The organism is Palleronia sp. (assembly GCF_042089775.1).
Classification (GTDB): Bacteria; Pseudomonadota; Alphaproteobacteria; order Rhodobacterales; family Rhodobacteraceae; genus Palleronia.
The window spans coordinates 1-20,450 of record NZ_JBELKF010000063.1; the positions used below are offsets into that span (position 1 = coordinate 1).

Below are 20,450 nucleotides of genomic sequence, written 5' to 3' on the forward strand. Positions count from 1 at the left end.
CGGTGCAGATCGCGGCGTCCCTGCAATGGATGGCGGCGATGGTCCCGAACCCCGTCCGCCGCGACCCGATCGAGCCGATCCTCGAGTTCGACCGCACCCACAACCCGTTCCGGCAGGCGGTCGTGACCACTCCGATCGAACATCGCGATGGCGTCGTCACGATCCCCGACGGCCCCGGCCTCGGGATCGATGTGAACCGCGACGCTCTGACCGAATTCGCCCCGAAGGACGCCCCATGACCATCGAACGCAAGCTGACCGGACCCAAGCCGCAGACCTCCCTGCCCAAGGGCACGGTGGACACGCAGATGCACATGTATCTGCCCGGCTACCCCTCGATCGACGGCGGCCCACCAAACCCGCCGGGCGATCTTCCGACGCCCGACCAGTACCGCAAGGTGATGGAGTGGCTGGGCATCGACCGGGTCGTGGTCACGCAGGGCAATGCCCAGCAGAAGGACCACGGCAACCTCCTGGCCTGCCTGGCCGAGATGGGCGACGTCGCGCACGGCATCGGCTGCATCGACGGCGACACCTCCGAGGCCGAACTCGACCGGCTGGCCGAGGCGGGCGTCGTGGGCGCGCGCATCATGGACCTGCCGGGTGGGGCGGTGCCGCTGTCGAAGCTGGACGAGGTCGCGCCGAGGGCCAAGGCGCGCGGCTGGGTGATGACGGTGCAGTTCGACGGCAGCCGGATCGAAGAAGAAGAGGCGCGGCTGGCCCGGCTCGACCAGCCGTGGATCCTCGACCACCACGCCAAGATCTTTGATGGTCCCACGCCGGGCCGGAAGGCGGCTATCAAGCGCCTGCTCGACGGCGGCAACTGCTGGTTCAAGTTCGCCGGCTGCTACGAAAGCAGCACCGTCGGCGCGCCCGGCTACGATGACGTGGCCGAGGTCGCCCGCGAGATGGCCGCCCACGCCCCCGAACGCATCGTCTGGGGCACGAACTGGCCCCACAACATGGCGAAGACGACCGACGACTATCCCGACGACGCAGCACTGCTGGACACGGTCCTGTCGTGGTTTCCGTCAGACGCTGCAAGACACGCGGCGCTGGTCGAGAACCCCGACGACTTGTTCTTCCGGCCGCGCTAGGGCAGGCAGCTTCAGGCGCGCTGCGTCAACCTGAGGAGGCTCCAGCCATGAGCGATCGTCCCGAAATCCTTGTGCTAGGGCCCACGCGGCCGGCGAAGCTTGCCGAGTTGGGCAGCGACTTCACGCTGCACCGGCTGGACCTTGCGGACGATCCCGAGGCGCTGCTGGCAGAGGTCGGCCCTCGCATCCGCGGCGCCGTCACGACCGGGGGCGTGGGGCTGGACCGCGCGCTGCTCGAGCATTTGCCGAAGCTGGAGATCGTCTCCTCCTCGGGCGTGGGCTACGACGCGATCGACGTGGACGCGTGTTCAGAGCATGGGATCATCGTGACCAACACGCCCGACGTTCTGACGGATGACGTGGCCGACGCGGCGCTGGGTCTGCTGATCAACGCGCGGCGCAACATGGTGGCCGGGCATGACCATGTCCGCTCCGGTCGCTGGGGGCAGGAGGGGGCGATGCCCCTGACGTCGACCCTTCGTGCGAAGCGGCTGGGCATCGTCGGTCTTGGCCGGATCGGCAGCGCCATCGCCAGCCGGGCCGAAGCCTTCGGTCTGGAGATCGGCTATACCGCGCGGAGCGAGCGCACCAAGTCTCCCTACACGTTCCGTGCCACGGCTCGGGAGCTGGCTGAATGGGCAGATATCCTCATCGCCGTGGTCCCCGGCAGCGCCGAAACCGAGGGCATGATCGATGCGCAGGTGCTGGATGCGCTGGGCCCCGACGGAACCTTCATCAACGTCGCCCGTGGCAGCGTTGTGGACGAACCCGCCCTCATCGCCGCGCTGAAGGACGGGCGGATTGCGAACGCCGCGCTGGATGTCTTCTGGAGCGAGCCGGCCCCCGACGAGGCGCTGACGCAGCTTCCCAACGTCGTGCTCTACCCGCACCACGCGAGCGGCACGACAGAGACACGGGATGCGATGTCCGGACTGGTCAACGACAACCTCAGAGCGCATTTCGCCGGACGCCCGCCGCTGACACCCGTCAACGCAGCGCGGGTGTAGCGGCTAGGGGACCTGCGATGTCTCCACCGCTTTTCGCTTCCAGAAGAGGTTGCGAGCTTTGCAGGTGCGCCGTATCAGGAGAATGCATCCCTTCGGAATCAGAAGCCCATGCCACTGGCCGAACTCGCTGACGCTCCGAAGAACGACCTGCCGTTTCTGGTCGGCGGTGGGGAGATGGCAGAGCGCATCCGTTGCTACGACTGGTCGACCACGCCTCTGGGACCTATCGAAGACTGGCCGGAATCGTTGAAGGCGGCCGTGCGTATCGTTCTGCGCACGCCGGTGCCGATCGTGATGCTCTGGGGGCCCAGCGGCGTCATGATCTACAACGACGGCTATACCGAGTTCGCCGCCAACCGGCATCCGGATCTGCTCGGCTCCGGCGTCCGCGAAGGGTGGCCCGAAGTCGCCGATTTCAACGACAACGTCATGAAGGTCTGCCTCGCCGGAGGGACGCTGTCCTATCAGGACCAGGAACTCACCCTGCACCGCGGCGGGCGTCCGCAGCAGGCCTGGATGAACCTCGATTACTCTCCGGTTCTCGACGAGAATGGCGTGCCCGCCGGCGTGCTGGCGATCGTGGTCGAGACGACGGCGCGGGTCCTGGCAGATCGGCGCAACGCGGCAGAGCAGGATCGCCTTCAGCGCCTGTTCGAGCAGGCGCCGTCGTTCATGGCCATGTTGCGTGGCGAGAACCACGTGTTTGAAATGGTGAACCCGGGCTACATGCGGCTCGTCGGACGTCGCGACATCCTCGGACGGCCGGTCAGCGAAGCCTTGCCCGAAGTTGCGACCCAAGGCTTCATCGACATGCTCGACACCGCGTTCCGCAGCGGCGAAGCGCTGACCGCGACGGCGATGCCGGTCCTGCTTCAGCGTCACGAGGGGCGGGCGCCCGAGCAGCGGCACGTCGATCTGGTCTATCAGCCGATCCGGAACGACGAGGGCATCGTCACGCACATCTTCGTCCAGGGCTCGGACGTCACCGAACGGGTCGTGGCGGAGCGCCAGCAGAAACTGCTGATGAACGAGATGAGCCACCGCGTGAAAAACACGTTGGCGACCGTGAACGCCATCGCCACGCGCACGCTTCGTGGTGCCGCTTCGCTCGAAGAGGCCGAAGCCACCCTCAACGCCCGCATCCTCGCCTTGTCCCGTGCCCAGGACGCCCTCACGCGGCGGAGCGGCGAGGGTGCCGAAATCGCGGACGTGGTCACCGCTGCCGTTCAGACCCACGACGATGATCGCCAGCGGTTTCGGATCGATGGTCCCGGTCTTGCGCTGAACTCGCGTGCCGCTCTCGCGCTCTCTCTTGCGCTGCATGAGCTTGCGACGAACGCGACGAAGTACGGCGCGCTCTCCGTCGATTCCGGCCGTGTCAGCATCGGCTGGAGCGTAGAAACGCGGGACGACGCGTCGATCCTGCGGTTCTCCTGGACAGAGGCCGGAGGCCCGGTCGTGTCCCGGCCCACCCGCAGGGGCTTCGGCTCGATGCTGATCGAAGGGGGCGTCGCGGCAGAGACGGCGGGCACGGCCCGGATCGAATACCTGCCTTCCGGCGTGTTGTTCACGCTCGACGCTCCGTTGGACGCGATCCAAGAAAGCTGAGGCGACGGCCTCCGTGTCCGCGCTGCGACTGGCCATTAAGGAGGTTGCAACCGGGCAGGGTCCGGATAGGCTCGACCGCGACAGACCAAGGGAGGATAAAAACATGCTACACATTCGTGCAATCACGGTTCTTGCGGCGCTTGCGGCCGGTCCGGCCGTCGCGCAATCGCAGCTGTCGATCGCGACGGGCGGGACGGGCGGCGTCTACTACCCGATGGGTGGTGGCCTTGCCGAGGTCATCAACAACCACGTCGAAGGGATGAGCGCGACTGCCGAAGTCACCGGCGCCTCGGTCGAAAACATGGGCCTGATCGCCACCGGCGACGCCGACCTCGCCATTGGCCTCGCCGACACCGTGCAGCAGGCTTATGCGGGCACCGGCCGATTCGAGGGGCAGCAGCTGCCGATGATCCGTGCGATCGGGTCGCTCTATGCCAACATGGTGCAGATCGTGACGACTGCGGATTCAGACATCCAGTCGCTCGAGGATCTCGAGGGCAAGCGCGTGTCGGTCGGTGCGCCGGGCTCGGGGACAGAGGTGAACGCCCAGACGCTCCTCGAGGCGAACGGCATGTCCTTCGACGACTTCACCGCGCAGCGCCTGAACTTCAACGAAACGGCGGACGCTTTGGCCAACGGCGACGTCGACGCCGGGTTCTGGAGCGTCGGCGCGCCCACGTCATCAATCCTGAACCTCGCCACGACGCAGGACATCCGGATGATCCCGCTGACCGACGAGCAGGTGGCCGCGGCGCAGGAGGCTGATCCGACCTTCACCGAACTGTCGCTGCCCAGCGGCACCTACGAAGGCGTGGAAGAGGACATCTCGACCATCGGCGTGCCGAACGTCCTGGTCGTCTCGTCCGAAATGGATGAAGAGACGGTCTACCAGATCACGAAGGCGATGTACGAGAACATCGAAGAGCTTCGCGCGGTGCACCCCGCCGCCGAAGAGACCACGGTCGAGTTCACCATGTCGGCGACTCCGGTGCCGCTGCACGCCGGTGCGATCCGCTACTTCGAAGAGACCGGCGCCGACATTCCCGACGATCTTCGGGAATAATGCGCAGTTTCGTCGCTGGAGGGCTCTTTGCCCTCCTGCTCACCGCGCCTGTCGGGGCGTCCGAACTGACGGCCCGGCTGGACGACGGGACCGAGATCGCCCGCCTTCCTGTCGCGCAGGGCGCGGGCTGGTGCGTGCTCTGGCGTCACTCGGTGCAGGGGTTCGAGGTCGCCGACTGCTACGAGAATCGCGACGGCCGGATGGTCCTCGTCAAGTCTCACCAGCCCGATTTCGCCGCCGGGCTCGGCCACATACCTGGCCGGGGCAGGCAGGTCTCGGACGGTGAGGGGGGCTACTGGATCCTCGATATCGACGAGCCCGTGCCCGGTGGCGCCTACGTCCTGAGGGCCGGGAGCATGGCTGTCGATCACCGCCTGCGGACCGAGGACGCCGAAGTCTCGCTGTCCCAGCAGGCCGAGCATCGACGCGTACACATCGCTTTGGAGTAGCACTGCATGGAAGAACCGGGGGTGGAAAAAGTCAGCGTCGCGGCGGTTCAGCCGAGGGCGGTCCTGATCGCGATCTCGATCGTCGGGATCGCGCTGTCGCTGTTTCAGCTCTATTCCGCCGGCATCCAGCCGCTGGGGTTGTTCTATCAGCGCCCCATCCACCTGGGCTTCATCCTCGTCCTCTGCTTTCTCATGTTCCCCGTCACCCGGGAGCGCCGCCGCGGCGTGGTCGGCTGGGCCATCGATGGTCCGCTCATCCTCTGCGGCGTGCTGGTGGGCTATTGGGTCCCGGCGAATATCGACGCGATCGCGAACGCCATCTTCCCCCGTCCCCAGGACATTGCGGTGGGCATCGTCACGGCCATTGTCGTGCTCGAGGCGTCGCGCCGCGCGATCGGCGGGACCATCACGGCGATCGGGGCGGTCTTCATCGTCTATGCCTTCGCCGGAAACCGGGGCGAGCTGCCGTTCCTGTCGGACCTGATGCCCGGCATCCTGAACCACCGGGGCTATTCGCTCGAACGGCTGGCGAGCCAGCTGACCCTCGGTGCCGAAGGGATCTACGGCATTCCGCTGGGGGTGGCGGCGACCTTCATCTTCATCTTCGTCCTCTTCGGCGCGTTCCTTGAAGTCACCGGCGCGGGCAAGTTCTTCATCGACCTGGCCTACGCCACCACCGGGCGTCAGCGCGGCGGCCCTGCAAAGGCGGCGGTGATCGCGTCGGCTGGCATGGGCTCGATCTCGGGCAGCGCCATCGCGAACGTTGTGACCACCGGCGCCTTCACGATCCCGCTGATGAAGAGGCTGGGCTACCGCCCCGCACAGGCCGGTGGCATCGAGGCGGCCGCCTCGACCGGCGGACAGATCATGCCGCCCCTCATGGGCGCAGGCGCCTTCCTGATCAGCGAATTCACCCGGACCCCGTATATCGAGATCGTCATGATCTCGATATTCCCCGCCTTCCTCTATTTCGGGACTGTCTATCTTCTGGTCCACATCGCCGCTGTGAAGCGCGGGCTTGAGGGGCTGCCGGCCTCGGAACTGCCGCGCACGCGCGAGGTGTTGGCGGACGGGTGGCACTTCCTGTTGCCGCTCGGGGTGCTGGTCTGGCTGCTGGTGGCAGGCTACTCGCCGATGCGCGTGGGCTTTTACGCCATCCTTGCGGTCGTGGCCTCGGCTGTGCTGCGCGCGATCTTCGCCTTCGTGAGGCGCGGCCCCACCTGGGCAGGGGGGGTGGCGCTTCTGAAGGTCGGTGTGGCCAAGACGCTCGAAGCGCTGGAGCTTGGCGCCCGCAACGCCGTCGCGGTGTCGGCGGCCTGTGCCGTGGCGGGCGTCATCGTTGGCGTCGTCGGGCTGACCGGGCTGGGGCTGAAATTCTCGGCCATGATGCTCGCCTTCTCGGGGGGCAACCTTCTGCTGGCGCTGCTTCTGGTGGTGATCGCGAGCCTGATCCTCGGGATGGGACTGCCGGTGACGGCCGCCTACATCGTGCTCATCATCCTCGTCGGCCCGGCCCTGACCGAGACGTTCGGCATCCCGCTGCTGGTCGCGCATCTGGTGGTCTTCTGGTGGAGCCAGGACTCGAATGTGACGCCCCCCGTGGCTCTGGCCGGGTTCGCGGGGGCGGCGATCGCCGGCTCACCACCGATGGAGACCTCGGTGCAGGCGTGGAAGTTCGCCAAGGGACTCTACCTCGTCCCGCTCTTCATGGTCTTCAACGAGCCGATCATCGTCGGCGGACCGCTGCCTCTGGTCCTGTGGAACGGGTTGATCGCGGTCTTGGCGCTGGTAGCCTTCGCCGCCGCGCTCGAGGGTTTCCTGTTCGCGCCCATGCCCTGGTGGCAGCGTATCCTGGCGATGCTGGCGGTGATTGGCGTGTTCTGGCCAAGCCTCGCTGTCGAGGCCGTCGGCGCAGTGGTGATCGCAATGCTTCTCGGCGCGAATGCGTTGGCCGAACGACGTTCGCCTCCGCAGGAAGCCGCCAAGACACCGGGCCATGCTTGAAACGAGTGCGCAAGGCGGCGACTGGTGGAGGAGCTGCATTGCAGTGTTCCGTCGCGGATGATGTGCCGAACTGGGCCAGGCGCTCGTCCCGTGGCGATCAAGAGACCCATATCCCGCCGGTCGAGCGGCCGGCATCGCTTCGTAAGCGGCCCTCGATCATGACGGGCTATTTTCCACTGTGTTCCGTCGCGCGGTCCGCCAGCCGCTGGTAGAATCGTGGGGGGTGGGGCGTCCCGCCCCCCACGCGGATTCTCAGCCCGCGTAGCGCTGGAAGTCCTGGTCGCAGACGTCTTCCACCAGATCAAGGTCATAGCCGTTGCTGGACGGGGTCGCAGGTTGCGCAACCTTCTCCGGTCGGGCTACTGCTGCGCGCGGAGCGTGGATCGGATGCACCTTTCCTGCTGTTGCGCCGGGCTGGAGTCGGGCGGCGTTGCCCCTGTCGCCTACGCGGAAGTAGCCGATCACGCCGGTCAGCTGTGTCGACTGCGCAGCCAGTTCCTGGCTCGTAGCCGCTGATTGCTCGGCCGCCGCCGCGTTCTGCTGGATCACCTTGTCGAGCTCGCGGACTGCCTGGTTGATCTGCTCGGCGCCGATCGTCGTCTCGCGCGTGGCCATGCTGATTTCCTGCACCAGGTCCGCCGTGCGCTGGATGTTCGGCACCAGCGTGTCGAGCATCCGCCCAGCCTCGGTCGAGACCTCGACTGTCTCGCCCGAGAGCCGCCCGATCTCGCTTGCGGCCTGGCGAGACCGCTCGGCGAGCTTGCGCACTTCGCTGGCCACGACCGCGAACCCCTTGCCGTGGGTCCCGGCACGGGCCGCCTCGACCGCCGCATTCAGCGCCAGAAGATCGGTCTGGCGGGCGATCTCCTGGATGATGTTGATCTTCTCGGCGATCGTCTTCATTGCGCGGACCGCATTCCCCACGGCCTCGCCGGACTTCCTTGCCTCGACAGCGCTCTGCGTCGCGATCTTCTCGGTCTGGCTGGCGTTGTCGGCGCTCTGGCGGATATTGGCCGCCATCTGCTCCACCGAAGCCGACGCCTCCTGCGCGGCCGAGGCCTGCTGACTGGCGCCCGCCGACAGCTGCTCGGAGGTTGCGCTCATCTGGTCCGCACCTTGCGCCACGTAGCGCGCGCTGATCTCGGCGTTCGAGATCACGTCACGCAGCTTGTTCGTCATGTTCCGGAGCGCCACGCCGAGCCGGTCGTTTTCGCAGCGCGGTTCGACATCGGCGGTCAGATCCCCTTTCGCAAGCTTCTCGGCTGCAGCGCTCATCGAGGTGAGGCTCTGGATCATCTCGCTGGCTGAGTCTGCCAATACGCCAATCTCGTCCCGCCGCCCCGTGGGAAGGTCGACCTCGAGGTCGCCGGCGGCCACGCGCTGCATGGCTCCTGCCATCTTGTTGAGGGGTCGGGCGATGCTGCGGGCGATGAACCATCCACAGATGATCATGAAGGCCAGCAGGGCCGTCACCCGCACAACCGATGAGATTATCTCGCTCCGCAGTGCCGGCGCGGCGTTCGCTTCGAGGTCTTCGACGTAGACTCCGGTCCCGATCACCCAGTCCCAGCCGGGCACCAGCTTCGAGTAGCTGATCTTGGCGATGGGTTCATCAGAGCCCGCGCGAGGCCAGAGATAGGGCGTGAAGCCGCCGCCTTCTTGAGCGCGCGCGACCAGCTCGCGAAACAGGAAGACGCCGTTGGCATCCTGCTTCTCCCACTGGGACTGCCCGATGAGGGCTTCGCTGGGATGCGTGACGATGATTGCGGCGGTGTCGTTCACGAAGATGTAGTCGTCGTTCCCGTAGCGTATCGCCCCGATCGCTTCGCTGGCGCGGGCCTTTGCCTCGGCCTCTGTCATCTCTCCCGCGGCCGCCTTTTCCATGAACGCGGTGGCAATGGATGCGGCGCTTTCCGCCTGGAATTTCACGACCTCTTCCCGATCGTTGACCATGACTCTGCGCAGCTTCACGATGTCGAATACTGAAATCGAAATGAAAATCAGTACGGTAAGGCCAACCAGGCCGATAAGTTTCTTTGTGACGGTAAGTCTCATTCCTGAATCCCTCATGTCCACTCACAGCTTCGATGCACGGAACCCGTGCTTCGGCGCTCCTCCCCCCGGGGGTTTTGCTGTGGGAACTCTGACGCGCGGAAGTTGATATTCAGTTTCCGCAGCCGTGCTCGGCCGCAGGTGCCGCTACGGAATGTCACGCAGCCCCACGCCGCGACGAAGGACACCTGCAGAGAAGCGGATCAGGGGCTGACAAGGCCGGAACAGCCAGTCCTGTGACAGCGACACTCAGGTCCAGCTCAGTTGTGATCTCAATCGGCCATACAACGGCCGAGGCCGGTATCTCAGCCGCAGGTCGAGGTGGCGACCACGGGAAGCAGCGACCAGAGCGTCGCGACGAGGCCGACCCAGCCCGTCACCCTGCTGACCTTCTGGACGAAGCTCGATCGCGAGGCGAAGCGGGGCAGGTAGAGCCCGACGAGGATCAGCACGAGGACCATGGTGCAGGCCAGCCATGCCGCGGCGAGGGCGACGCGCATGAGCGTGAAGCCCCAGAGCCCGGCGTCGGCCCAGCCGAAGGAGCAGGCGATCCCGTGCAGACCGTAAACCGCGCTGAAGGCGGCGAGCCAGGCCGTCGGGCCGATCAGGATGCGCACCATGTCTCTCATGCCAGATATCCCGGCGCGTGGGCCGCGATCAGCGTGAGCGCCGTGACGACCGCCATGTAGTCGATCCAGATGCCGGCGATCGGCAGCTCCGCCCGCCGCCGTGCGGAGATGAAGCCGCGCTGGAGCCGCGCGGCAAGGAAGCCAAGCATCAGCATCGGAAGCAGCGCGTGTAGCAACCCGTAGCCGCCAAGGACCACGAGCGTCGCGTTATAGGCATGCTCGGTCGGCGGCGGCGCCCGCAGGATCAGCGCAACCATGGCGAGGATCACCGCCAGCGTGCCCGCGGCCGCGACCATCAGTCCGGCCCAGGCCGAACCGCTCTTGCGGTTGCTGTGGATGGCGATCCTTATGCCGATCGTCGCGACGAAGGCGCCGGCGATGCCTCCGACCAGCTCGATCATCGAGGGCTCGAGCCACTCCGGCGGCGGCCAGCCCGGCGCGACCGTGAAGAGGAAGCCGTAGCCGAAGATCAGCGAGCCGAAGAAGACGCCGTTCGCGACGAGAAGGAACAGCGAGCCCCACCATCCCGGCGCGCGATCGACCTCGCCCGCGTGGGGCAGGGCGATGCCGTGGCCGATGTCGTCGTCCCCAAGGTCGTGCCGGTGCCCCAGCATCCAGACCCAGTAGAGAGCCAGCGCCATGACCCCGATGAGGGGGATCGGCGCGAACCAGTATTGCTTGAGCAGGAAGGACAGGAAGAACAGCCCCGTGACGGCCGACATCAGGATCGGCAGCCGCGTGTTGCCCGGATAGACCACGATGTAGTCGGGCGTGCCACGCGCCGCCTCGACCGTCAGCGTTTCGCGCCGGTTGTGGCGCGGCACCGACAGGTATCCTTCGCCCCGTGCGAGGCGCACCGCCAGTCCGGGGTCATGCCACAGCGGGTCGCGCTGTTCGACATGCGGAAGGCTCGCGAAGTTGTAGTTCGGCGCGGGCGTGATCATCGCCCATTCAAGCGACCCCGAGTTCCAGGGATTTCGCCGCGACCACAGGGACGCAAAGAAGTTCAGCACCACGTCGAGCAGCACCATTCCCAGGCCAAACGCCATGATGAACCCGCTGACCGACGAGATCAGGTTGATGACGGTCCAGCCGGCATCGGCATCATAGGTGAAGATACGCCGCCGCTGGCCCAGAAGGCCGGCCCAGTGCATCGCCAGGAACGTGCCGTGGAAGCCGAAGAAGATGAGGGCGAAGGCGACCTCGCCAATGCGGAAAAGCCGCTGCCGCCCGGTCATGTGGGGCAGCCAGTAATAAACGGCCGCGAGGATCGGGAAGACGAAGCCGCCGAACAGCACGTAGTGAAGGTGCGCCACGATGAAGTACGTGTCGTGCGCCTGCCAGTCGAAGGGCACGATCGCCACCATGACGCCCGTCAGGCCCCCGATCACGAAGGTGATGAAGAAGCCGAGGATATACAGCATCGGCAAGAGAAGCTGCGGACGCCCCTTCCACAGCGTCCCGATCCAGGCAAAGACCTGCACGCCCGTCGGCACCGCCACCAGAGTCGAAGCCGCCGAGAAAAAGGCGAGCCCCATTTGCGGAATGCCCGTGGTGAACATGTGGTGCACCCACAGCCCGAAGCTGAGGAACGCCAACGCCACCGCCGCGGCGACGATCCAGACGTAGCCCAGCAGCGTCGTGCGTGCCATGACCGGCAGGATGGTCGATACCGCGCCCGCCGCCGGAAGGAAGATGATGTAGACCTCCGGGTGGCCGAAGAGCCAGAAGAGATGCTGCCAGAGAAGACTGTCTCCGCCCAGGTCGACCTGGAAGAAGGGCAGCCCGAAGGCCCGCTCGAGCTCCAGCAGGATCGATCCCAGGATCAGCGGCGGAAAGCCCATCAGGATCATCAGCGCGGTGACCAGCGCGTACCAGGCGAAGATCGGCATCTTGGCCAGCGTCATGCCGGGCGCCCGGTAGCGCAGGATCGAAACGGACAGCTCGACCGCGGCGGCCATCGCCGAGATCTCGACGAATGTGATGCCGAGCAGCCAGAAGTCGGTGTTGATGCCCGGCGAAAAGACCGGCCCCGTCAGCGGCGGATACATGAACCAGCCGCCGTTCGGCGCGATCCCCAGCACCATTGAGGCGAGCAGCATCGAGCCGCCGAAGAAGTAGCACCAGTAGCCGTAGGCCGTCAGCCGCGGATAGGCGAGGTCGCGGGTCCCCAGCATCTTCGGCAACAGGTAGATCGCCATCCCTTCGAAGGTCGGGATGGCGAACAGGAACATCATGATGGTCCCGTGCATCGTGAAGAACTGGCTGTAGACCTCCGGGCCGACGAAGGCCGAGTCCGGCGTCGCGAGCTGTGCGCGGATCAGCATCGCCAGCACGCCGCCCACACCGAAGAAGAAGAACGACGTCAGCAGGAACATTCGCCCCACGTCGGTGTGGTTCACGGTCGAGAACCACCCCTTCCAGCCGGGATTCGAGGCCCAGATCTTCTGAAACTTGCGGTGCCGCTCGAGCGTGTTCATTCGTTCGTTCCTGTCAGGAATTGCTGCCACCCCTCGGGGTCGTGGGCGATGACCGCGAATTCGTGCCCGGCATAGCCGTCGCCGCTGAATTCGCTGCTCGCGCCGGGATAGCGCCCCGGCAGGTCCGCCTCGATCCGCAGGACGTTGACGTGGCCGGGGATCGCGTCGAGCTTGCCGGCAAGGCGCGGCACCCAGAAGCTGTGGATCACGTCGGTCGTGGTAATCGCGACATCCACGGGTCTGCCGGCGGGGATGTGCAGTTCGTCCTCGGTCACGCGTTCGGGGGCGTCGTCATAGGTGAAGGTCCAGGCCCAGCGGCGGCCCTCGGCATTGACCGAGACGACCTCGTCGCCGATCCGCGGCAGCAGTCGCTCGCCTACGAAAAGGCCGTAGGCAAGGAGGGCCGCGAGGATCGACATGGTGAACCCAAGTCCAAGTCCGATGATCCAGACGCGTTCGGACCCCTTCGAGCCTTCGCTCCGCCGCAGGAACGCGAATGCGATGAGGGCCATCACAAAGACGAAGATCGCGGTGCCGCCCAGAAGCATCACCCACCAGAGCATCGCGATGTGCCGCGCCGCCGGGCCCGCCGGATCGACCGTCGACATCGCGCCCTCGCAACCGGCGAGGGCGACGGGCGTTGCGCCAAGGACCAACACCTTCAGGAGCCGATGATGCCGCAGGACACAGCCCAGGACGACCCGCAGGAAGACGAGAAGCTGGTCGACCCGATCACGGACCGGCCGGGCTTCGACGAGACCGAGTCCCAGATCTCGATCGTCGGTCACCCGATCCACGCGATGAGCGTGGCGTTCCCCATCGCGCTGACCTTCTGCGCATTCGGCGCGGACCTGTTCTACTGGTGGACGGGCGACGCGTTCTGGGCGCGTGCCGCACTCTGGGCTGCGGGGACCGGGTTCATGTTCGGCATGCTCGCCGCGTTCTCGGGCACGGCCGAGCTGCTTCTGGCCAGCGGTATCCGCGCCCGCGCCGCGCCCTGGACCCACGCGATCATCGCCGTGACCCTCCTGGGCCTGCTGGCCGCGAACTGGGCCCATCGGCTCTATGGCTATGAAGAGGCGGTGCTGCCATACGGCATCCTCATCTCGGGCCTGAGCTTGATGATGGTGGGTCTCACGGGATGGCATGGCGGCAAGCTCGTCTTTGACTATCGTCTGGGGACTTCGAAGGGGAACTGACCGTCCCGCGGCTCGGTCAGCCAGTCCGGGAACGTGATGCCCGAAAGGTCCGGCTTGCCCAGCACGAGGGTCAGGATGACCAGCATCGGCACCAGGGCGGCCAGGATCGGCACGATCGCGGGGGGCGGCTGCTTCTCGCGGTTGCTTTCGGCCACCGAGACGAGGATGTGCCCGATCCATGCATGGACGCAGACCAAAAGCACGACGAAGAGAAGCTTGGCGTAGAGCCAGGGGACCAGCACCTCGCGGAAGAAGATCAGCCACGTTCCGGCCACGACGGCGACAACGGCGGCGGGCGTGACGACGATCGTGTAGGTCAGGTGCGTCGTGCGGCGGATGCGGACATATTCCCTGATCGTGTTCTCGGGCTTGTGGCTCGCCAGCATGAGCGGCAGCGCGAAAAGCCCGCCGCACCAGATGAACAGCGCCAGGATATGCACGGCCTTGAAGTAGGGGACGAGCAGCGTGAAAAGGCTGCCAAGGTCGATCTGGATCATGTCGCACCGCCTCGCAGCCCAAAGTGTGCCGCCCGCGTTCGGCAGGGGGCGAGGGACGTTCTGCATGATGAAAGCGCCTGCGGGAGTGATGGCGGGCCGCGCTTGATACCGTTCATGTGCCTCGGGTCGGATCCGGATTGTCCTCGACACGCGAAAGCGCGTCGTTCTTCAACTGGAGACCCCGCCGAGGGTTCCGCCCGCCGTTCCGATGTTGTGGATCAATTTTCGGGCTGCTTCTTTTCGCCCAGCTGCTTGCCGTGGGGGCTGTGGTGTTCGAGCAGGGCGTTGATCTCGGACCCGACGAGGATGACGAACCCCGCGATGTAGAGCCAGAGCATCAGGATGATCACCGCACCGATGCTGCCGTAGGTGGCGTCGTAATTGCCGAAATCCTGGATGTAGAAAGAGAACGCCAGCGAGGCGAGCACCAGCAGGATGCTTCCGAACACGCTGCCGGGCGTGATGAAGCGAAAGCGCTGTTCTACATTCGGGCCGAACTTGTAGAAGAATGCGTGGCCCAGCAGCAGCGTCCCGCCGACCACGACCCATCGGAACACCGTGAAGCCCAGCCCCATCGTCCCCGTGTTGCCGAACTGCTCGGCAATCCCGGTTCTGACCAGGTCGCCCATGACCACAAGCGAAAAGGCCACGATCACGAGCGCGCCGAAGACCAGGCTGAGCACGATGGCGGTCGCGCGTCCGCGGATGAAGCTGCGGGCTTCCTTGACGTCGTAGGTGATGTTGAGCTGCTGCATGATCGCGTACATGCCCGACGACGCCACCCACAGCGTCGCGATCAGGCCGAAGGACAGCAGGCCGCCCCGCTGTTGCTCCATCACCTCGTTGACGACGCTTTCCAGCAGCTCGGCCGAGGCCGGGGGCAGGGCGCGTCCGACCACGCTCATGATCTCGCGGTCGACGTCCTCGATGGGAAGGTAGGGAAGGACGCTCATCACGAAGATGAAGCCGGGGAAGATCGCCAGCGTCAGGTAGAAGGCGAGCGCTGCGGCGCCGTTGAAGACGTTGTCGTCGTTGATTGCTGCGTAGAGCTCTAGAAGGAACTGCTTCGGGGTGACGCCTTGGATGCGCAATGAACGGAAGCCTCTTTCTTACGGCAAGGCGGCGCGGATCTGTGCCGTCTTCTGGGGCGGTGCAAAAGATATCCCCCCGCGGCGAAGGCGCGGGGGGAGGGGCAGCGCATGGCACTCCGAGCGGTGTCGCGCGGCCCTCGTCAGCCGGCCGCAGGCGCAACACCTGCGGCGCGGAAAGCTACGGGCGTGGTGCCTGTTACTCGACGACTTCGACGTCCTCGCCGACGGCCGGCTCTTCGGTCACGGTCGGGTTGACGGTCTCGATTTCGGCGGTGTCCTCGGCAAACCATCCCAGCAGCCAGCCAAGCAGCAACAGCAGGATGATGACGGCCGCGGCGATCCCGAGCCACTTGCCGATGCCGCCGCTGTCCTTCTTGCCGGTGTTGTGCGTGGTGTTCGGGTTTGCGCGGTTGTGGGTCGCGTCGGTGCCCGTGCCCGTGCGGGTTCCGGTGGTCGTGGTGGTGTTCTTCGGGTCGCGTTGGTCTGCCATGACAGGTCCTTTCCTGGATGCGTGGGTTCAGCGTGGCTCGTCGGCTGCGGCAGTCTTGGTGCCGAGGTCGCGCGTGAAAGCGAGACGGTGGGTCCGCATGATCTGGGCGCGCGCCGAGCGATCCGGGCTTCGGTCGCAACGGTCGGGACGGACGCGGATGTCGCAGGACCGCCCACCCAGCCGACGCCGCCCGAGATCGGCGGTCGCGCTGCTGCGAGAGATGGCGGCATTGCTCTGCATTCGTCGGTCCTCCCTCCGTTGCCAACACAAGGCGCAGGCGCAAGCGAAGTTCCGGCCGAGAGTCACGCAGGTGTTATGTCGGGCGAGAAATCGCTTGCAAAGCAGGGCGGCGGCCGATCCAGCCGCCGCCCTCGTGTCCGTCACCGTTCGTAGGTGCCCACGAGCTCGCCGGTGGACAGGACGTGCCCCTCCATCGCGTCGATCAGCCGAGCCCGGCTGGCGCCGTGCGGCAGGTCCAGCATCGTGTCGAGCGCGAAGACCTGGAAGTGGTAGTGATGCGCCGGGTCGTCTTGCGGCGGGCGCATCCCGAACCAGCCGGTGGTGCCGTGGTCGTTCGCGCCCTGCTTCGCCCCTTCGGGCAGGGGCAGTTCGGGCGCACCCGGCACCCCCTCGCGCAGCGCGGTGACATCGGCGGGGATGTCGTAGATCAGCCAGTGAATGAAGGGCGGCTCTTCGGATACGTCCGGGTCCTCGACCATCACGACGTAACTTTGTGTGCCCTCGGGGCCCTCGGCCCAGTCGAGCGGGGGCGAGATGTCCTGCTGCTCGGCCGCGTACTTGGCCGGGATCGCCTCTCCGTCCCCGAATGCGGGCGAGGTCACGTCGACCGCCCCGCCTTGCGCCGACAGGATCTCGGTCGCCAAGGCGTTCTCTGTGCTCGCGGGGGCCTCTGCCGTGTCCTCCCCGGACATGCTGACCTCGCCCTCGGCGTTGGTGGCCTCCGAAGCGCCTTGGCCCGAGCCGTCGCCGGTATAGACGATCCGGTGGATCACGCCGTTGGTGTCGTCCGACAGGTAGAGCGCACCGTCCGGCCCCGCCGCGAGCCCGGCAAGCCGGCCAAGGTGGCCCCAGCCCGAGGGGCTTTCCTCGTCCTCCATCAGGAAGCCGGTGATGAAAGGCTCCAGGCCCACCGGCTCGCCATCCTCGAAGTCGAGCCGCATCACTTCGTAGCCCGAAGGCGGCCGCCGATTCCACGAGCCGCGCATCGCGACATAGGCATCGCCGCGATACTCCTCGGGGAAGGCGTCGCCGGTATACCAGGCCATCTGCATGGGCGCCGCGTGGGGCACGTACAGGGCGACGGGATCGGCGCTTTCGGCCGCCCATTCCTCAAGCGTTATGCCCGCGGGCGGCTCGTCCTGCGGGTTGAACTGGCCGTCGTCGTAGACATAGGGCCACCCGTACTTGTTGCCCTCGACGAGGTGGTTCAGCTCTTCGTGCTGCTCGTTGTCGCCGAGCCAGTCGATGCCATGATCCATCCCCCACAGCTCGCCCGAAGCAGGCTCGAACCCGTAGCCGATCGTGTTGCGTAACCCGCTGGCAAAGATGCTGGACCGGCTGCCATCCGGCGCGATCCGCATCATCGTGGCGTTGCGCGGGTCCGTCTCGCCACAGGCGTTGCAGGTCGACCCGACCGAGACGTAAAGCAACCCGTCCGGCCCCACGACGACCATGCGGTTCGGGTGCTGACCGCCGGCAGGCAGGTCGCTCACGATCGGCTCGCCCAGGGGCTCGAGCGTGCCGTCCTCGCGGCGCGTGGTGCGATAGATCTCGCCGACCGTGACAAGGTAGACGGTCTCGCCGTCTATGGCGATGCCGTGCATGTCGGGGCGGCTGGCGACGGTCTTTTCCACATCGGCGATGCCGTCGCCATCTTCGTCGCGCAGCATGACCACGTCGCCGACCGCGCGGCGGGTGACATACACGGTGCCGTCATCGGCCACGGCAAGCATCCGCGGGTTGACCAGCCCCTCGGCAAAGACCGAGATCTCGAACCCCTGGGGCAGGGACAGCCGGTCCAGCCGCTCGGGCGTGGGCGCGAGCTGTGCGGGCTCGAGGATGCTGCCGACGATGGTGACGTCGGCGCTCGTGGGGTTCTCGAGCTGTTCCGAGACGGGCGGCAGGGACTCTGGCGCCTGCGCGCTGGCGCTGCCCCCGATCACGGACCCAAGGATGGCGGCTGTGGCGGTAAGGGAATATCGCGGCATCTGAACCTCGCGGTGAAGCCTCACGGGCGGATTCCGCGAGGAGATGGACGCCGCGGCCGCAGCGCCTGCTCAGGAAAGCCGGATGGCCGCGTCCGGTTCCGGCCCCGCATCGCCACGCCCTTGAGGTTGCAGCCGGGTTCCGCAGCCTCGCTTGCGGTGCCGGCCCCGGCGGTTCGGTCCCCTGTGTCCGGGGCGCCGTGCCTGTTAAAAAACCTTCACGAAAATGGGATGGAAACGTTACAGGCCGTGCTTAGTGCCGCTCCTCAGACGACATTCTGAAGGGACCAGGGACATGATGAAGACCACGGCGACAACGATCGCATTCGCGCTGACCGCCTCCACGGCCATGGCGCAGACCGACATCAGCTGGTGGCACGGCATGGGCGGCCGCAACGGCGAGGTGATCAACGAGATCTCCCAGCAGTTCAACGCATCGCAGGAAGACTGCAAGCTGACCCCCGTGTCGCGCGGCACCTACGAAGAGGCGCTGTCCTCGGGCATCGCCGCCTTCCGTTCGGGCGAGCAGCCGAACATCCTGCAGGTCTTCGACGCCGGCGCCGCGACCATCATCGCCGCCGAGGGCGCGACCATCCCCGCCGAGGACCTGATCACTGGCGCGGGCGAAGAGTTCAACCGTGACGACTTCATCGCCGGCGTGCGCAACTTCTACGCCGACGGCGACGGCAAGTTCATCGGCATGCCGTTCAACTCGTCGGCGCCGATCATGTACTACAACACCGCCGCCTTCGAGGAGGCCGGCGTCGAGCCCCCGACCACCTGGGAAGAGTTCGAAGAGATCGCCCCCGCACTGAAAGAGGCCGGCTACACGCCGCTGACCGCCTCGCAGCTGACCTGGATGATGGTCGAGAACTTCAAGTCGCGGAACAACCAGCAGTTCGCCACGAACAACAACGGCTATGACGGCGTCGAAGGCACCGAGCTGATCGTCAACGACGAAAACCAGGTCATGATGTTCGAGAAGCTGAAGGAATGGGCCGACGACGGGCTCTACGGCTTCTACGGCGCCGGCTGGGCCGACAACCTCAAGCCCTTCGAGGAAGGCGAGGCCGCCATGTGGATCGGCTCGTCCGGGTCGTTCGGTGGTCTCCAGCAGTCGGCCGATTTCGAATTCGGCGCCGACTTCATGCCCTACTGGGACGCGATCGAGGGTGCCGGCACGCAAAGCTTCATCGGTGGCGCCGCGCTGTTTGCCATGGCCGGCAAGTCCGAGGCCGAGAACACCTGCACCGCGCAGTTCTTCACCTTCCTGACCTCGCCCGAAACGCAGGTCTACTGGCACAAGAACACCGGCTACGTCCCCGTGACCGAGGCCGCCTACGAGCTGGCCAAGAGCCAGGGCTACTACGACGAGCAGCCGGTGGCCGAGGTCGGCATCCAGCAGCTGATGCTGGACGGCGGCGAGTGGACCAAGGGCTACCGCCTGGGCTTCTACCCCCAGATCCGCACCGTGATGGAGCGTGAGTTCAACCGCATCTTCTCGGGAGAGGTCGAGGTTCAGGATGCGTTCGACACGATCCAGACCGAAGGCAACCAGCTCCTGGCGCGCTTCGCCAAGACGTCGAGCTGACCTGGCCCTCTGTGCATGACGGGCGGGTCCGGGCAAACGCCCGGGTCCGCCTTCCCCATTGGAGCGGCCGCCCCCGGGACGGCGGCTCCCACCAGCAAGATCGGGGCTTTCAATGACCGACATGCCTGTTCGTACCGTGTCCGGAAATCGCGCGCTTCTGCCGCGCCTGCGCGCCTGGTACGCCGCCGAGACGCCGAACCCCGCCAAGCGCGTTCAGTTCGACCGCCCGCTGACGCCGTGGCTCTTCCTCATGCCGCAGCTCGCGGTTGTGGTGATCTTCTTCTACTGGCCCTCGGTCCAGGCCGTGACCTCGTCCTTCTACATCGAAGACCCGTTCGGCTTCGGCGCGACCTTCGTGGGGATCGAGAATTACACCGCCGCCGTGACCTCCAGCCAGTATGCCAGCACCGCCGCCTTCACCGCGTTCTTCTGCGCGATCGTGACGGCGCTGTCGCTGGGCTTCGGACTCTTGCTGGCCGTGAAGGCCGACAAGGTGATCCGCGGGGCCACGGCCTACAAGACGCTTCTGATCTCGGTCTACGCGATTGCGCCGCCGGTGGCGGGGCTGATCGGCATGATGTTCTTCGACATGCACATGGGGCCGCTGACCCAGCTTGCCGCGCTTTTCGGGCACGAGCTGCGGGTCGGGATCGACTATCAGGACACGGCGATCGCGCTCGTCACGGTTTCGGTCTGGAAGCAGATCCCCTACAACTTCATCTTCTTCCTGTCGGGCCTGCAGGCCGTCCCCACCTCGGTCCGCGAGGCCGCGCTGATCGACGCGCGCTCGGGTTGGAGGCGCTTTCGGGACGTGACGCTGCCCCTTCTGGCGCCGACCGCGTTCTTCCTGCTGGTGATCAACATCACCTATGCGATGTTCGACACCTTCCCGATCTTCGACGTGGTGCTGAAGGACAAGCCCGCCAACAACCCGATGACGCTGGTCTACAAGGTCTTCAACGACGGCTA

Annotated in this window: 19 protein-coding genes; 10 read left to right on the plus strand and 9 right to left on the minus strand. The window is 66.2% G+C overall.

Annotation, left to right across the window (positions count from 1 at the left end):
- The 7 genes from ACFDS3_RS14200 to ACFDS3_RS14230 form a co-directional block, all read left to right on the plus strand.
- Nucleotides 1–239: enolase C-terminal domain-like protein (locus ACFDS3_RS14200; RefSeq protein WP_375263009.1), on the plus strand; the 239-nt coding region annotated here is incomplete at its 5' end.
- Complete coding sequence (locus ACFDS3_RS14205) at nucleotides 236–1,096, plus strand: amidohydrolase family protein (RefSeq protein WP_375263010.1); 861 nt, start codon at nucleotides 236–238, stop codon at nucleotides 1,094–1,096. The genes ACFDS3_RS14200 and ACFDS3_RS14205, both read left to right, overlap by 4 nt.
- Nucleotides 1,097–1,143: 47 nt before the next feature.
- Nucleotides 1,144–2,103: a 2-hydroxyacid dehydrogenase gene (locus ACFDS3_RS14210; protein ID WP_375263011.1), complete on the plus strand. Its 960-nt coding sequence runs from the start codon at nucleotides 1,144–1,146 to the stop codon at nucleotides 2,101–2,103.
- A gap of 108 nt (nucleotides 2,104–2,211) precedes the next feature.
- Nucleotides 2,212–3,711, plus strand: coding sequence for a sensor histidine kinase (locus ACFDS3_RS14215; protein ID WP_375263012.1), 1,500 nt, complete (start codon nucleotides 2,212–2,214; stop codon nucleotides 3,709–3,711).
- A 103-nt stretch (nucleotides 3,712–3,814) separates the two neighbouring features.
- Entirely contained in the window at nucleotides 3,815–4,774 is a 960-nt protein-coding gene (locus ACFDS3_RS14220; protein ID WP_375263013.1) for a TAXI family TRAP transporter solute-binding subunit, read from the plus strand.
- On the plus strand, nucleotides 4,774–5,223 hold the full coding sequence (locus ACFDS3_RS14225; protein ID WP_375263014.1) for a DUF1850 domain-containing protein: 450 nt from the start codon (nucleotides 4,774–4,776) through the stop codon (nucleotides 5,221–5,223). The genes ACFDS3_RS14220 and ACFDS3_RS14225 overlap by 1 nt, the downstream gene beginning before the upstream one ends.
- A 6-nt stretch (nucleotides 5,224–5,229) precedes the next feature.
- On the plus strand, nucleotides 5,230–7,227 hold the full coding sequence (locus tag ACFDS3_RS14230; RefSeq protein ID WP_375263015.1) for a TRAP transporter permease: 1,998 nt from the start codon (nucleotides 5,230–5,232) through the stop codon (nucleotides 7,225–7,227).
- Nucleotides 7,228–7,479: 252 nt separating this feature from the next.
- Here the strand turns inward: ACFDS3_RS14230 and ACFDS3_RS14235 are convergent, their stop codons facing one another.
- From ACFDS3_RS14235 to ACFDS3_RS14250, 4 genes are all read right to left on the minus strand, one after another.
- Nucleotides 7,480–9,282, minus strand: coding sequence for a methyl-accepting chemotaxis protein (locus tag ACFDS3_RS14235; protein WP_375263016.1), 1,803 nt, complete (start codon nucleotides 9,280–9,282; stop codon nucleotides 7,480–7,482).
- Between the two features lie 302 nt (nucleotides 9,283–9,584).
- Nucleotides 9,585–9,908, minus strand: coding sequence for a hypothetical protein (locus tag ACFDS3_RS14240; protein ID WP_375263017.1), 324 nt, complete (start codon nucleotides 9,906–9,908; stop codon nucleotides 9,585–9,587).
- Nucleotides 9,905–12,388, minus strand: a complete 2,484-nt coding sequence (ctaD, locus tag ACFDS3_RS14245) for a cytochrome c oxidase subunit I (protein WP_375263018.1) — start codon at nucleotides 12,386–12,388, stop codon at nucleotides 9,905–9,907. The genes ACFDS3_RS14240 and ctaD overlap by 4 nt, the downstream gene beginning before the upstream one ends.
- Nucleotides 12,385–12,996, minus strand: coding sequence for a cytochrome c oxidase subunit II (locus ACFDS3_RS14250; protein ID WP_375263019.1), 612 nt, complete (start codon nucleotides 12,994–12,996; stop codon nucleotides 12,385–12,387). The genes ctaD and ACFDS3_RS14250 overlap by 4 nt, the downstream gene beginning before the upstream one ends.
- 66 nt (nucleotides 12,997–13,062) lie before the next feature.
- Between ACFDS3_RS14250 and ACFDS3_RS14255 the strand changes: the two genes are divergently transcribed.
- Nucleotides 13,063–13,587 (plus strand): DUF2231 domain-containing protein, encoded by a 525-nt coding sequence (locus ACFDS3_RS14255; protein WP_375263020.1) that lies wholly within the window; start codon nucleotides 13,063–13,065, stop codon nucleotides 13,585–13,587.
- On the opposite strand, the gene ACFDS3_RS14260 is transcribed toward ACFDS3_RS14255, so the two are convergent.
- From ACFDS3_RS14260 to ACFDS3_RS14280, 5 genes are all read right to left on the minus strand, one after another.
- Nucleotides 13,557–14,084 (minus strand): DUF2269 family protein, encoded by a 528-nt coding sequence (locus ACFDS3_RS14260; protein ID WP_375263021.1) that lies wholly within the window; start codon nucleotides 14,082–14,084, stop codon nucleotides 13,557–13,559. The genes ACFDS3_RS14255 and ACFDS3_RS14260 overlap by 31 nt on opposite strands.
- Nucleotides 14,085–14,302: 218 nt before the next feature.
- Nucleotides 14,303–15,175: a YihY/virulence factor BrkB family protein gene (locus ACFDS3_RS14265; RefSeq protein ID WP_375263022.1), complete on the minus strand. Its 873-nt coding sequence runs from the start codon at nucleotides 15,173–15,175 to the stop codon at nucleotides 14,303–14,305.
- A 196-nt stretch (nucleotides 15,176–15,371) separates the two neighbouring features.
- A complete protein-coding gene (locus ACFDS3_RS14270; protein ID WP_375263023.1) occupies nucleotides 15,372–15,665 on the minus strand; it encodes a hypothetical protein in 294 nt (97 codons plus the stop codon).
- 27 nt (nucleotides 15,666–15,692) lie between these two features.
- On the minus strand, nucleotides 15,693–15,905 hold the full coding sequence (locus ACFDS3_RS14275; RefSeq protein WP_375263024.1) for a hypothetical protein: 213 nt from the start codon (nucleotides 15,903–15,905) through the stop codon (nucleotides 15,693–15,695).
- A gap of 140 nt (nucleotides 15,906–16,045) precedes the next feature.
- Complete coding sequence (locus tag ACFDS3_RS14280; RefSeq protein ID WP_375263025.1) at nucleotides 16,046–17,893, minus strand: YbhB/YbcL family Raf kinase inhibitor-like protein; 1,848 nt, start codon at nucleotides 17,891–17,893, stop codon at nucleotides 16,046–16,048.
- 292 nt (nucleotides 17,894–18,185) lie between these two features.
- Here ACFDS3_RS14280 and ACFDS3_RS14285 point away from each other — a divergent pair, with 292 nt between their 5' ends.
- A complete protein-coding gene (locus ACFDS3_RS14285) occupies nucleotides 18,186–19,481 on the plus strand; it encodes an extracellular solute-binding protein (protein WP_375263026.1) in 1,296 nt (431 codons plus the stop codon).
- Nucleotides 19,482–19,593: 112 nt separating this feature from the next.
- The coding region (locus ACFDS3_RS14290; protein WP_375263027.1) for an ABC transporter permease subunit at nucleotides 19,594–20,450 on the plus strand (857 nt) is incomplete at its 3' end.

Excerpts from the sequence above, each read along its gene's own strand:
- ACFDS3_RS14205 (WP_375263010.1), top strand. The coding sequence starts at position 236 with ATGACCATCGAACGCAAGCTGACCGGACCCAAGCCGCAGACCTCCCTG.
- ACFDS3_RS14210 (WP_375263011.1), top strand. The coding sequence starts at position 1,144 with ATGAGCGATCGTCCCGAAATCCTTGTGCTAGGGCCCACGCGGCCGGCG.
- ACFDS3_RS14215 (WP_375263012.1), top strand. The coding sequence starts at position 2,212 with ATGCCACTGGCCGAACTCGCTGACGCTCCGAAGAACGACCTGCCGTTT.
- ACFDS3_RS14220 (WP_375263013.1), top strand. The coding sequence starts at position 3,815 with ATGCTACACATTCGTGCAATCACGGTTCTTGCGGCGCTTGCGGCCGGT.
- ACFDS3_RS14225 (WP_375263014.1), top strand. The coding sequence starts at position 4,774 with ATGCGCAGTTTCGTCGCTGGAGGGCTCTTTGCCCTCCTGCTCACCGCG.
- ACFDS3_RS14230 (WP_375263015.1), top strand. The coding sequence starts at position 5,230 with ATGGAAGAACCGGGGGTGGAAAAAGTCAGCGTCGCGGCGGTTCAGCCG.
- ACFDS3_RS14235 (WP_375263016.1), bottom strand. The coding sequence starts at position 9,282 with ATGAGACTTACCGTCACAAAGAAACTTATCGGCCTGGTTGGCCTTACC.
- ACFDS3_RS14240 (WP_375263017.1), bottom strand. The coding sequence starts at position 9,908 with ATGAGAGACATGGTGCGCATCCTGATCGGCCCGACGGCCTGGCTCGCC.
- ctaD (WP_375263018.1), bottom strand. The coding sequence starts at position 12,388 with ATGAACACGCTCGAGCGGCACCGCAAGTTTCAGAAGATCTGGGCCTCG.
- ACFDS3_RS14250 (WP_375263019.1), bottom strand. The coding sequence starts at position 12,996 with ATGTCGACGGTCGATCCGGCGGGCCCGGCGGCGCGGCACATCGCGATG.
- ACFDS3_RS14255 (WP_375263020.1), top strand. The coding sequence starts at position 13,063 with ATGCCGCAGGACACAGCCCAGGACGACCCGCAGGAAGACGAGAAGCTG.
- ACFDS3_RS14260 (WP_375263021.1), bottom strand. The coding sequence starts at position 14,084 with ATGATCCAGATCGACCTTGGCAGCCTTTTCACGCTGCTCGTCCCCTAC.
- ACFDS3_RS14270 (WP_375263023.1), bottom strand. The coding sequence starts at position 15,665 with ATGGCAGACCAACGCGACCCGAAGAACACCACCACGACCACCGGAACC.
- ACFDS3_RS14275 (WP_375263024.1), bottom strand. The coding sequence starts at position 15,905 with ATGCAGAGCAATGCCGCCATCTCTCGCAGCAGCGCGACCGCCGATCTC.
- ACFDS3_RS14280 (WP_375263025.1), bottom strand. The coding sequence starts at position 17,893 with ATGCCGCGATATTCCCTTACCGCCACAGCCGCCATCCTTGGGTCCGTG.
- ACFDS3_RS14285 (WP_375263026.1), top strand. The coding sequence starts at position 18,186 with ATGATGAAGACCACGGCGACAACGATCGCATTCGCGCTGACCGCCTCC.